Origin of the sequence: Pauljensenia sp. UMB1177, from assembly GCF_030217965.1 — a bacterium.
Classification (GTDB): Bacteria; Actinomycetota; Actinomycetes; order Actinomycetales; family Actinomycetaceae; genus Pauljensenia; species Pauljensenia turicensis_A.
On the sequence record NZ_JASOOV010000004.1, the window covers coordinates 84,220 to 97,656 of the forward strand.

7 protein-coding genes, 1 tRNA gene and 1 pseudogene are annotated in these 13,437 nt (G+C 56.6%); 7 read left to right on the forward strand and 2 right to left on the reverse strand.

All coding sequences use genetic code 11. The annotated features are described in order from the left end of the window. Positions 1-104 precede the first annotated feature (104 nt). Positions 105-2,843, reverse strand: coding sequence for a pyruvate dehydrogenase (acetyl-transferring), homodimeric type (aceE, locus tag QP442_RS06325; protein WP_040318609.1), 2,739 nt, complete (start codon positions 2,841-2,843; stop codon positions 105-107). Between the two features lie 282 nt (positions 2,844-3,125). On the opposite strand from aceE, the gene QP442_RS06330 reads away from it, so the two are divergent. From QP442_RS06330 to QP442_RS06355, 6 genes and pseudogenes are all read left to right on the forward strand, one after another. Then, entirely contained in the window at positions 3,126-3,524 is a 399-nt protein-coding gene (locus QP442_RS06330) for a DUF3052 domain-containing protein (RefSeq protein WP_006681152.1), read from the forward strand. Between the two features lie 84 nt (positions 3,525-3,608). Further along, positions 3,609-3,682, forward strand: a tRNA-Val gene (locus QP442_RS06335). 168 nt (positions 3,683-3,850) lie between these two features. After that, a pseudogene (locus QP442_RS06340) lies at positions 3,851-4,971 on the forward strand (IS3 family transposase). Between the two features lie 275 nt (positions 4,972-5,246). Beyond that, positions 5,247-7,250, forward strand: coding sequence for a site-specific DNA-methyltransferase (locus tag QP442_RS06345; RefSeq protein WP_285069703.1), 2,004 nt, complete (start codon positions 5,247-5,249; stop codon positions 7,248-7,250). A gap of 3 nt (positions 7,251-7,253) precedes the next feature. Beyond that, on the forward strand, positions 7,254-9,866 hold the full coding sequence (locus QP442_RS06350; protein ID WP_285069704.1) for a DEAD/DEAH box helicase: 2,613 nt from the start codon (positions 7,254-7,256) through the stop codon (positions 9,864-9,866). 73 nt (positions 9,867-9,939) lie between these two features. Then, entirely contained in the window at positions 9,940-11,385 is a 1,446-nt protein-coding gene (locus QP442_RS06355) for a hypothetical protein (protein WP_285069705.1), read from the forward strand. Positions 11,386-11,730: 345 nt separating this feature from the next. Here QP442_RS06355 and QP442_RS06360 read toward each other — a convergent pair whose 3' ends face one another. Beyond that, a complete protein-coding gene (locus QP442_RS06360) occupies positions 11,731-12,690 on the reverse strand; it encodes a hypothetical protein (protein WP_285069706.1) in 960 nt (319 codons plus the stop codon). Between the two features lie 255 nt (positions 12,691-12,945). Between QP442_RS06360 and QP442_RS06365 the strand changes: the two genes are divergently transcribed. Next, positions 12,946-13,188 carry a hypothetical protein gene (locus QP442_RS06365; protein ID WP_285069707.1) on the forward strand — a complete coding sequence of 81 codons (243 nt, stop codon included), beginning with the start codon at positions 12,946-12,948 and terminating at the stop codon, positions 13,186-13,188. The last annotated feature ends 249 nt before the right edge of the window (positions 13,189-13,437 follow it).

A 13,437-nucleotide genomic window follows, 5' to 3' on the forward strand; every position in this document is an offset into this window, starting at 1 on the left:
AAAAACTGCTGGGACACTCGGGTGAGCATCCCAGCAGTTTTCGTTTGTCTTATTGACGAGGCCTGACGCGGCGACTGAGCGCCGCGTCAGGGTAGTAGTTCGTCTTAGTGTGCCTGGTCTGCAACAGAATCGATTCCGCAGTTGAACAGGTCGTAGCGCGTAATTGCCTGAGCAACGACGCTACGATCGATCTTGCCCTGATCAGCGAGAGTCTGAAGGGTGCGAACGACCAGCGACTCAGCGTCGATGTGGAAGAAGCGACGTGCTGCACGGCGGGTGTCGGAAATACCGAAGCCGTCGGCACCGAGCACACGGTACTCGCCGGGCACCCACTGGCGGATCAGATCCTGGGTCAGCGTGTCGAAGTCGGAGGTTGCGATGAATGGGCCTTCGCAACCGGCCAGTTTCTGCGTGAGGTACGCGGTGCGCGGTGCTTCCTCCGGGTGGAGGAAGTTGTGCTCGTCGGCATCCAGGCCGTCGCGTCGCAGTTCGTTCCACGAGGTAACTGACCACACGGCTGCGTCAACGCCCCAGTCTTCAGCAAGCATGCGCTTGGCGTCGCGTGCCCACGGCACACCCACGCCGGAAGCGAGTAGCTGGACCTTGTGACCCTGGCCTGAGTGATCCTCGACCTTGTAGATACCCTTCTTGATACCTTCAACGTCAACGTTCTGAGGCTCTGCAGGCTGGTGAATCGGCTCGTTGTAGACGGTGATGTAGTACATGACGTTCGGGTCACGACCATCGTTCTCACCGTACATGCGTGCCAGGCCGTCCTCCATGATGTAACGGAGTTCGTAGGCGTATGCCGGGTCGTAGGAGACGAACGCGCGGTTGGTGGAAGCCAGAACCTGTGAGTTGCCATCCATGTGCTGCAGGCCTTCGCCGGCGAGCGTGGTACGACCAGCGGTTGCACCGATGACGAAGCCCTTCGCCATCTGGTCGCCGGCAGCCCAGAACTGGTCGCCGGTGCGCTGGAAACCGAACATCGAGTAGAAGATGTAAACGGGAACCATCGGCAGGTTGTGGGTCGCGTATGCGGTGCCAACAGCCTGGAAGGCAGCGGCGGAGCCGGCCTCGGTGATGCCCGTGTGGAGAACCTGACCCTGCTCGGATTCCTTGTAGGAGAGCATCATGTCAGCGTCAACGGCCGTGTAATTCTGGCCGTGCGTGTTGAAGATCTTTGCGGACGGGAAGATCGCGTCGAGGCCGAAGGTACGGGCTTCGTCAGGAATGATCGGGACGAAGTAACGGCCAACCTGCTTGTCCTTGAAGAGGTCCTTGAACAGGCGAACGAGTGCCATGGTTGTTGCGACCTCGAGTGGGCCGGAGCCCTTCGACAGACCCTCGAACGGCTTGGTCGGCAACGGTGGTAGCTTCGGCTGACGGTCGTCACGACGCTCGGGAACCCAACCGCCAAGCTTCTCGCGACGTTCCTTCATGTAGAGGAGTGCCGGATCGTCCTCAGACGGCTTGTAGTACGGAGGCATGTAGGGATCGCGTTCGAGCTCTGCGTCCGTGATCGGAATCTGTAGACGATCTCGTAGCTGCTTCGCATCTTCCAGCGTCAGCTTCTTCATCTGGTGGGTTGAGTTACGACCTGCGAAGTGCGAACCAAGAGCGTAGCCCTTAATGGTATGCGCCAGAATGACGGTCGGTTGGCCGGTGTGCTCCATCGCTGCCTTGTAAGCGGCGTAGACCTTGCGGTAGTCGTGGCCACCGCGCTGCAGTGCCCAGATCTGGTCGTCGGTCCAGTTCTGAACCATGGCCTTGGTGCGCGGGTCGCGACCGAAGAAGTGCTCGCGAACGTATGCGCCGTCGTTGGCCTTGAAGGTCTGGTAGTCGCCGTCGAGCGTGTCGTTCATGACGTGGACAAGAGCGTCGTCCTTGTCGGAGGCGAGCAGCTGATCCCAGCCACGGCCCCAGATGACCTTGATGACGTTCCAGCCGGCGCCCTTGAAGAAGGCTTCCAGTTCCTGGATGATCTTGCCGTTACCGCGGACCGGGCCGTCGAGGCGCTGCAGGTTGCAGTTGACGACGAAGGTCAGGTTGTCGAGGCCCTGCTGGGCGGCAAGCTGGAGCATGCCACGCGATTCGGGCTCGTCCATTTCACCGTCGCCGATGAATGCCCAGGTGTGCTGTTGCGACGTGTCCTTGATGCCACGCAGGTGCAGGTAGCGGTCGAACCATGCCTGATAGATGGCTTCTGCCGGGCCGAGGCCGAGGGAGACGGTGGGGTACTCCCAGAAGTCGGGGAGCTGGCGCGGGTGCGGATACGAGGGCAGACCGTGTTCGGTCGATGCCTGCTGACGGAAGCCGTCCATTTCTTCTTCGGAAAGACGACCTTCGACGAACGCACGTGCGTAGGGGCCCGGAGAGGCATGGCCTTGGAAGAAGACGTGGTCGCCACCGCCCGGGTGATCCTTACCGCGGAAGAAGTGGTTTAAACCAACTTCGTACAGGGTGGCAACGGATGCGTAGGACGAGATGTGTCCGCCGACCTTGACGCCGGGGCGCTGTGCGCGCGTCACCTGGACGGCTGCGTTCCAGCGGATCCAACGGCGGTACTGGCGCTCCATGGCCTCGTCACCGGGGAAGTAGGGCTCTTCGTGCACCGGGATGGTGTTGACGTAAGGAGTCGTGTATTCCTGCGGAACATGGACGCCCTGGTGGCGTGCCTGATCCAGCATGTGAAGCAGGATGTAGCGGGCACGCGGACCACCCTTTTCGTCGATCAATCCGGACAGCGACTCAATCCATTCGGCGGTCTCTGCCGGATCGTTGTCCGGAACCTGGCTAATCAGGCCGTTAACAACGGGATGGTTTTCGCTCAAGTGACTCACGAATCCCCTCTGGTATTGCTTAGCTTTTACGGTGGTGCACGGCTTCGTGACCTTGTTCCTATTGTCCACTGTTCGGGCTCTTCATGCGACCCCTACAGGGACTTCTGACCCATGAGTAATGCCTCATTATTGCACGCTGTGCCATCGGGAAGATGTGCTCGACCTTTCCGCTGGTCTTCACGGCGTGGACAAATGGAGTTTCAGCAGTGATGTGCAATACGATAAAAGGGTGTTAGATACTTCAGCGCTCCGTGCGCTCACGCCGAAGGGTGGTTGTTCATCATGGCGGTGAGCCTCGGTTTCACACCGGGACAGATTGTTCAAGAATTTTACGTCGACGATGATGCTGACCAGCAGATTCGCGTCTCCATTGAATCCGAGACGGGCGAACAGCTCGTCGACGAGGACTACGGAGATGTCGTTGACGGTGCCATCGTGTGGTGGCGTGCAGATGATGCTGAAGAAGATGACCTTGCCGACCTTCTGGTTGACGCTCTGTCGAACCTTGATGACGGTGGTCTGATCTGGGTCTTCATCCCGAAGCCGGGTCGTGCGGGAACCGTTCCTGTTGCTGATGTTGAAGAAGCTGCGAAGGTTGCGGGATTGCATTCCACGTCCGCTGCCTCGGTTGGTAATGACTGGGCGGGTATTCGTTTGACGGCTCGTCCTCGGGGTCGTTGATTTAGTCTCAAAAAGCCACTGGGATTCGCGCGAGAAACGCAAGCCCAGTATGCTTTCGACTGTTCCCGTAAGTCTACGGGCAATGGGCCTGTAGCTCAGTTGGTCAGAGCGCTGCGTTTACACCGCAGATGTCGTCGGTTCGAATCCGGCCGGGCCCACTTTTTGTACCCACGGGCTTTCCCCTTTGCGTTTTGTCGTCGAGACTCCCGCGCGAGCCTCGGGTCTGCTGAGGGTTTGGTTGACGTCTAGTTTGTTTTGCTGGGGCGGGGCAGGGAAGGGTGTTGATTATGTTGGAGTTGTATTCAGAGTAGTTCAAAGCTGATGTTGTGGCGTTGGTGGAGTCTGGGGTTGCTCGCCGTCAGGTGTGTGCTGATTTGGGGATCTCGCGTTCCTCGTTGCAAAGATGGATTACTGATGCGAGGTTTCAGGCTCAGGGGATGCAACCGTCTGCCGATCCGGTAGTGGCTAAAGAGATAAGCCAGGCTTTGAAACGGATTCGCGAGTTGGAGATGGAAAACGAAATACTACGTGCCGCGGCGGTGTACCTATCTCAAGAAGCGATTCGCCCAAAAGGGTCTTCCCGACCGTGGAAAAGCTGATCAAGGCAGGTAAGGCGACCGTGACGGTAGCGGCTCGGGTACTGGGGTTTTCCCGCCAAGCGTTTGATAAATGGGCTGCTACGCCAGTTTCGGACAGGCAAGCCCAAGAAGTAGAACGTATAGATAAGATTCGCCAGATTCACAGTGACGATCCTGAATGTGGTTACCGCCTGATAGTAGACGAGCTCCATGATCAAGGGGTAGAGATTTCTGAGCGTCGAGTATGGCGATTGTGTTCTCATGCTCAGGTGTTCTCGGTGATTACTAGGCGTAAGCCGCGTGGGAAGAAGTCAGGTGCTCTGGTACATGATGACCTGTGACAGCGTCACTTCCACGCTGATGCGCTCAGCGTTGCGTGGGTTATAGATATTACGGAGCATTGGACCAAAGAGGGAAAGCTGTATCTGTGTGCGATCAAAGACCTGTGCTCGCGAAGAATCGTGGGCTATGCGACCGGTGGGCGAATGAAATCACGCCTCGTGGTGGTGGCGCTCGATGATGTGATGAGGAAACGAGGCAATCCCCATGGCGTAATCGTTCACTCTGATCGTGGCTCGCAAGTTCGTTCTAGAAAATTCCGTGCCGCGCTGAAATCTTACGGCGCGAAGGGATCTATGGGCGCAGTTGGAGCGTGTGGGGATAACGCTGCGATGGAATCTTTCTTCGCTCTTGTACAAAAGAACGTTCTTGATCGTAGCTCTTGGATCAGGCGCCGTGAACTATCTGCCGCGATCACTCACTGGATTGAACGGACAGATCACAGGAAAAGACGGCAACGAGCACTGGGTAAATTGACATCAATCGAATACGAAACAATCATGGAACCAGCCGCATCCCTTGCAACCTAAAAATCAGAAAGAAAACTGTCAACCAAACCCTCAGCAGACCCCGCAACTCGATACCAGGCTTAGCCCCGTCGGCTTCGACGACGTCTACGCCACTGGCGACATCAACGAAGACCAGTGCCGGCAGGCGTTCAGGACAATTTTCGAAGCCGTGGGCCAAACCCAACACTTCAACATGATGAATACGCTGGAGGTAGCCCGATGAATCAAAGATACGACCTTCCCAGAGCTCGTGACCAGCGACGAATCGGCGAAGACAAAGGGTGTGGAGGCAAGAAATGACAAAGCAGAGGCTTGAACTGACCTGGTACAACAAGGACATGGCCCTCATCCCCACCGAGGTGGGCAAGTATGGCTACACATGGGTGGATCCGTCAGATCCGCGCTACTGTGAGACCCACACCCTCATCATGGATGACTACGTCCAAGGCGTGCAGTCACCCAAGAGCGACGAGTTCGAATACTCCGAACGTGCAGACCTCCCCCCACAAGAGGACAATCTCCTTATCCTTGGTGAATCCGGAGACGTTCTCGAAGCCCTCACACGTGTACCAGAACTGGCCGACAAGTACGTCGGCAAAGTCAAGCTGATTTATATAGATCCGCCTTTCAACACCGCTCAAACCTTCGCGAGCTACGAAGATAACCTTGAGCACTCCATCTGGCTAACCATGATGCGCGACCGGCTACTGCATATGCGCAAACTGCTCAGCGAAGGCGGCTCCATCTGGGTGCACCTCGACGATGGTGAGAATCACCGTATGCGACTGTTGCTTGATGAGGTATTCGGTGCCCAAAATTTCGTTTCCGAAGTAATTTGGCAAAAGGCAGATGGGCCTCGCAATGACGCGGCGTATTTCTCTAGTGATCATGACATGATTCTGCTTTATCGGAAGTCGGACGACTTTGGTGTGAATCGTCTTCCGCGGACCGCTGAGATGGACAGTCGCTTTTCTAATCCAGATGATGATCCTCAGGGAGCATGGTCCCTGGCTGATCCTTGCGCTCCTGGTGCTGCTACACATCAAGGCATGGTTTATGCAATTCAGCACCCTTTGACTGGTGAACTCATGTATCCGTCTTCAAGACGGTGCTGGGGATGGTCACAGGATGCGATGCTTGCGGCAATGCAACAATGGGCAGAGTACGAACTCCGTGACATTGATGATTTGATTAAGAGAGCTGAATTTTGCGGCGTTGATGTCACGGAAGTTAAGCGAGACGTTCAAGCAATCATGTTGGCAGAACCATTGGAGTCCGCGCGCCTGAAAGTACAGGCGAGGCTTAACTCCGCGGAAGTCCTCCCTGCGCTTGTATTTACCCGTAAAGGTCAGGGTCGCATCATGCGCAAGGCGTACCCTTCTGTAAAAGGGCAGGTTCCTAGAACTCTCTTCTTAAACCAGGACGTCAGCCATAATCGAGGTGCAGTAAAAGAAATTACTGCATTATTCCCTGATACTAATGCGTTTTCTACTCCCAAGCCAGAACGATTGCTAGAGCGAGTCATGCAGATTGCTACCGACCCCGGTGACCTTGTGCTGGATGTCTTCGCTGGGTCAGGGACGACGGCGGCGGTTGCGCAGAAGATGGGGCGGCGTTGGGTGACTTGTGAATTGCTGGAGTCCACATTTACCACGTTTACCCGCCCGCGCTTGGAAAAGGTCATTAACGACCAAGACCCTGGTGGTATTACCCGCACTAAGGGCGAGCGCGTTGCTGCCGATAACGTCGAGCTCCCAGAGGGCGTGACCCCGGATGATGCCGCGAAGTTCACCTCAGTGCTTAACAAGCTGATTGCTGATGATCCCGGGGCGAAGAAGGATCCCCGGATTAAGGCTCTCAAGGCGGCAGCCAAGACCAAGCGCATCAAAGAGGTCATCAACTGGCGTGGCGGCGGCCGCTTCCAGGTCGCGCACCTCTCGCCCGCCTGCTTCGACGTGGACGAGGATCTCGGCAAGGTCGTACTTACGGACGCGGCAACCGGACAAAGGCTGATCGAATCCGTCGCGGCCAACCTCGGTTTCCAGCTACTTCATCCCGACGATGACGTGGTATTTGAAGGGCGTAGGGGGCGAACGCTGCTCAAAGTGCATGAGGGCATCGTGGATGAGCACAGCGCGCTCACGTGGCTGGGTGAACTCCAAGATGGTGAGTCCCTCGTCATCGCGGCCCTGGGTGTGGCTGACGGTGTCAACCGGGCCTTGCGGCGTTTTGGGAAGGGATGCCGCGCCATCGTCATCCCTGATGACCTGTTCCGCTTCGACGCTGGTGAGGAGGCCTAAATCATGGGCAAGCAACTCGGTATCTTCTTTGACCAGTCCGATATTGATTCCATCGCCGCCGACTTTGACCTGCGTGGCCCCAACAAGCGGGCGCTTCGCCAGTTGATTCTGGCACTCACCGACGATGACTTCGACCGTCACGTGCCCCAGGTGATGAACCTGGCCACCGGTGTTGGCAAGACCTACCTCATGGCCGCATTCATCGAATACCTCCGCCGCCAAGGCGTATGCAACGTGATGATCGTGACGCCATCATTGACGGTTCACTCCAAGACAATCCAGAACTTCACCGCCGGCACCAAACGCTACATTCCTGGAGCTGGTGTGCCCCCGGAGGTGGTCACCCCGCAGGATTACTCCGCGTGGCGGGTGTCGCTGGCCAATGCTGACCTGGTGCGCTCGGGCGGTAATGATCCGTCGATGGCGTTCATCTTCAACATCCAGCAGTTGATCGCCCCCAAAGACTTGGATGGTGACACGAAGAAGACCACGGATGCTTCTGCGGCCACTCGTGTGCGCCGCTTTGTGGAGGATTCCGGCTCCCTGTTCGAGTACTTGCAGAACCTGCCGAACCTGGTTGTGATCGCAGATGAATCCCACCTGTACGGAACCAGTGCGAAGAAGTTCAACGCCGCGCTCAAGGAGCTCGACCCGGCCGCGATTGTCGGTATGACCGCCTCCGCCCAAGACGGCGATCACATCGTCTTCAAATACCCGCTGTATGAGGCCATCAGTGACCGCTTCGTGAAAACCCCAGTTCTGGCGTTTCGCCAGAAAGGCTACGGGGCTGATGAGACCAGCGAAGAGCAGCAACTGCGTGATGCCGTCGCGCTGCTGAAAATCAAGCAGCAGGCCTACGACACCTACATTGCCGAACAGGGGTTGAAGCCGCTAACCGCTGTGCTGTTTGTAGTGTGCGCGGACGTCAACCACGCCACCCAAGTCACCGAGCTCCTGCGCTCAAGTGAGTACTTCGGCTCGCAGCTCGCGGTGCTGCAGGTGGACAACGAACACAACGATGCCACCACCCAGCAGATGCTTGATGACCTCGATGCCCCAGATTCACCCGTGCGCGCGGTAGTGAGTGTCAACAAGCTCAAGGAAGGCTGGGACGTCAAGAACATCGCCGTGGTCGTCACACTTCGTGCTATGGCTTCTGAGGTGCTTACTCAGCAGACCATGGGGCGCGGGCTACGTCTGCCATTCGGTAGGTACACCGACGTGTTCCATATCGACCAGCTCGACATCATCAGCCACCACTCCTTCGTGGAACTGCTCGAAAACGAGGAAGTTCTCCACCAATTCGGGCTGGATGATGCCGTCACCCCGGACCAGGCGGACGCAGTACGCAAAGCCATCCAGAAGATCGCCACGCCCATGCCACCTGCTGCCAGCAGCAGCGAGTCCTCCAACGGCTCCGTTGCTTCAGTCGTCGTAGGTGGTTCCCCGGATACGCCATCCACTAGCGAAACAGTTGCAGGTGCGCCTGCTGGGCAAGGCAGTACAGGCCAGGAGGCTCCGATGCCGGCAGCGTCATCCGGACCGCAAGCCACACTGTTGATGACGGCCTATGACTCCGATATCGCTGAAGCGTACGGGCAGGTGCCGCTGGACACCCTCGATCCGATTGAGCGCACGCCCGGCTTCGAGGATGTGTCATTCCAGTTCCCACGGGTGTTCCTCGAACCGGTTGACCCGCCATTCGAGCTGCACAAGATCCCCACCGATCTTATCCAGGAAGCCGCCCGTCGGGTAACCGACAGCAAGGACGTGCTGCAACGCCGCGAGATCAAGAAATCCAAGCTGCGCAGGCTCACGTCCGTGGATGTGGAATCCGCCGAGGTAGATTCACTTCCCGTCGAGAGCGACAACGTACGCCGCGAGTTGGTGCGTTTCGTGATGAATCAGCGTGTGGTTCCAGCTACTAATGAATCCAAGCGCTCCGCAGAACGTAGCCTGGTGCCCGAGTTTATGCGGGAAACCCGCATCACCGAATGGACGGTGAAGGCCTACGAGAGCGCAGAGCGCGAACTGGGTGAGCTTGTGCGTGCCTATGCCAAAGACCTGGCCCGGCAGCGTACCGCCAAGATTGTGCTCAGCCCGCTCACACTGCCGAAGGCTGAAACCCGCTTCCTGCCGCTTGGCGCGCAGGTGCAGGACCGCATCGAGGCAAGCACCCAATTCCAGCGTGGCGCGTTCTACGGAGATTGGCGCAAGAGCCTGTTCCAAGTGGAATCCTTCGACTCGTTCAGTGGCGAGTACGAGGTGGCACGGCTCTTGGATACTTCACCACAGATTGCGTGGTGGCTGCGCCTGCACACAACCATGGGGGCGTCCATCAAGTACAACCTGCACGATTCCTACTACCCGGACTTCGTCGCCCGAGACACGGACGGGACATACTGGATCATTGAAGGCAAGGACGCACGTGGTCGCAATGACGACACCGTGCAAGCTAAACGCAAAGCCGCTGAGGAAGTGGTTCGCTACCTCGTCACGCGTGACGAGTACGCCGACCAGGCGTGGGGGTACCTCATCGCCTACGAAGACGATGTCGCCTCTTCTGCCAGTTGGGCTGATCTCAAAGCCAAAGCCCAACCGGTCACCAACGCCTGAGAAGGGAGGCCGGATGGCAATCCGACGAACGCAAATGTCAACTGAGCCATGAATGATGGGAAGGAGGTAGTAGATGGTCAATCGATCGGCTAAATCAATGCGCTTTTGTGAATATTTCGGGATTACGAGAACGTCCGAGGATGACTGGTTTGACCCGCACCTGAGTGTAGACACAAAGCTGTTCATCGACCCGCTGCTTCTCCTCGAAGCTGGAGGCCGCTGGGCAGCTGCACACGATCAGCTCATCGAATATTTCGTCAACTGTTATGAGCTTGTGGCGAAAGGTGGTAACCCTAATGCCCCGGCTTCAAAAGCTGTCCTACGCATGCTGACTTTTCCCGAGCCCGGTGAATTTCGCCTGGGGTACACGTCTCATGGAACAAAGGGTTCTGGTTCTGGTCACGGTTACGCTCGAGCGATCAGAGATGGAATTGCTGTCGCCATTGCTAAGGGGCTGGAGCGGCCGGAACACATTGAGGAAATTGGCATCCTGAACGAAGGCATCGGGGCGGATCGAATTTCCGATATCGTCGCAAACGTCCTCAAACAAACCTTCGTAGAATACACCCAGGAGGTAGCCGAACGCCACAAGATTCCGCTCAAATCGTTTCAGATCAAGAACTACGAACTCAATATTGATTACAAACGATGGTTCCCAGGTTATTGCGACCTACCAGCTTCCTCTGATGGCACACCCATTATTTTGGTGCCGGAGCGGCTACTTCAGTCTCTACCCACCTTGAACGCAGATGACTGGTTCTACTCCACCATGAATCAAGATCTGCGAGATAGCCTGAACCTTAAAGTTGGAGAGACCGTTTCTAAAGCAACAATCGTTCAATTTGCCAGAAGGCATCCTGGTCGCGTACGCCAATGGGCGCGTGAGCAATCCTCACGACCCGATCTGAAACACTATGACTTCCAGGGAGATCCTCTCGGCGTAGTGCAATGGGATCAAGAGCCAAAGCACTTCGCCCGGGCTAATCCTTTGCCTCCGAGAGAGGTGGAGTCTCAAGAGGAGTTGATGGAGCTTCTAGAGCAGATTATCGGCCGCTTCAAGTTGTTTATTGAGAGTAAAGGCGGCTGGCGTCTGCTATGGAATGACGACCATACTGTTAAGCACGAAGAAGCAATTCAACTCGCGTTTCTGGGTATGGCTGGAGACTATTTGCGACAATTTGATGTAGAACTGGATCGGGAGGTCGACTTTGGTAGAGGACCAGTTGACTTCAAGGTCTCACGGGGATCTCGGATTCGTGCGCTCTTGGAAGTCAAGAAGGTTGAGAACGGCAAATTTTGGCATGGTCTAGAGACCCAGTTGCCGAGCTACCTTGAGTCTGACGATAGCGAATACGGCTGGCTTATTGCTGTTCAATTTAACGGCTCGAAGAATTCGCGTGAACGCATCCGGCAGCTCCCGTCCTCGGTCCATGAGGTATCCCGGAGAATTAACAAAACTATTCGCTTTGCGCTCATTGACGCGCGCCCACACGAATCAGCATCGAAAATACAGGCCTGAATGACCTCGCCTGAAACTTTTTGACGCAGTACCCACACCTTTTGACGTGGCGCTTATGCTCGGCGAGGGTGGGTGCATTCTGCCGACCGTCTCGCCGCCGATGGCCAGTCAGTCCGGTTGCAGAGATGAAGAATGCCCGAGCACGTTGGGAGTCTAATCAACCACAAACCCCAGTTATCAGGCGAAACTAAGCGGCAAGTACATATCTGCACACACCGTTATCCCGCATCAATCTCTGAGTCCTCTTTTTCAAGACGACGCGTTAGTGATACAAAGCGACGCTCACGTGAGGTTGACACCAAGTGGGTGCGAGCCAGAAAGCTCTGGGTGCAAGGATGGTACTTCTCAGATTTCCCCGTTGATCAGGTATTCACCCAGGGTCTTACCCTCGGCATCACGCCAGAACTCCCGAGCGTTGACATTGTTGCCCTTGACGAAGATACCCGCCTTGTTCGGCGAGGAGAAAGCAATATCAGCCGTCGTTACATTACCGTTGATCGACTTGGCGTGGCGTTCTCGAAGCGCGGCCGCTTTTTCGGACTTCACTTCGAGTAACCAACTACCTTTACGCAGTACCCATTCTTCGCCACTCTTGATCAGCGTGGCGCGGTGATGACTGCGCCGATGGCTATAGAACTCCGAGCTCACAGAACGAGCCGGTTCACGGGACTTCACAGGGGCATCCTCGTCTTGTCCCAATGTCACATCAGTGTGTTCGTCGGCTGGCACCATCGTTTCCAACACCATGATCCCCATGGTGGCCATCATCAGCCGCGTATTCGAGATGATCACGCTAAGACGGTTCTTCAAGTGCTCTCGCGCGCGACCCGTATGAGCGCCCGTAGCATTAGACAACGTGGTATGCCCGGCATCACGCGCCAGGGTTATAAAAGCGTCTTCCAGCAGGCCGAGTTCAGTTGCTCCGAAGTCCTCGGGCGGTGCGACAAGCAACACGGCCTTGCGGCAGAAGAGGTGCTTGTCGTTTCGAATGTTCTCGAGGATGTGCTTAATGGTGCCGTCGTTATTCTTACGTACCGCCGCCTTGCCGATATACAGGTTCGGCTCATCTTCAGCAGAAAGATCCCCCAGGATGAAGTAGATGCCCGCTTGGTTCATCTTCTTGTGGTGGCGGTACTCATCAAGTGAGGCGTGCGGCAGGATATACAGGTCGTATTTCGTATCGGGGATCTGCACGTGAATCGGCCCGTCCGCGCGGCCCTCAAGCAGGAGCAGGTCCAAGCCGAGCTGCGGTCGCTTCTCGACCTTCGTTCCGGTAGTCGTAATCTGCGCTATGAGTTCCTCCATCGTGTGCCTGAACTATCAGGATAAGTTGGCTCAGACATCCCCGGCCTGGAGGCAGGGCCGGGATATGGAAATGCCATTGTGACGTGGGGTGGTCTACCCCTGGGAATGCCCAGGCTTTGATCTTGGTACCATTATTGAAGGCAAAAACCATGGGCTTGAAAGAATGGGCTCACAACTTATGCCACAGCGGTGACTCCTTGGTGAACGTCCACTATGGCTTGGAACCAGTCAACCCGATTTCCCATCGTGGTGGCTATGTTGCAGTTCTTCTGTGACGATGTTGAGAAGTACTCGCTTGCCGAGTATGAGGAGTACTGGAAATCGCGCGGTCTGGCGTCGCCGAGTAGCATGTGCGCCCGCCTCGGAAGTTGGAACGACGTGAAGGCCCGCGTGCGCCAGTTCATGTGTTACGCCGTCGCACCGGATGGCACGTGGGAGTGGGGTGAAGCTGTGCTCGCCGTCTACCGTGAGCACCATCCCCGCTGTGGTGTCCAATGAAATTGCGTTAGATGCGCTCCGCGAGGCGGCGGCACGTACGACGGGGCCATTGAGTGTCGCACTCTTATGAGAAGCATCGTGCCCCTATGCATCCGAGTGTGGCTACGGTGCAGTCGTGCTGTGGCTTCTGGATCGATGCGCTACATGACACAGGGCTGGGGGGCGCATGTCTACTCAAGTTCGGCTTAATGGAATGGGCTAGAAGGCGCGAAGGATCTCCAAACAGCTAAGGGGCTGTTAGCGGATTGA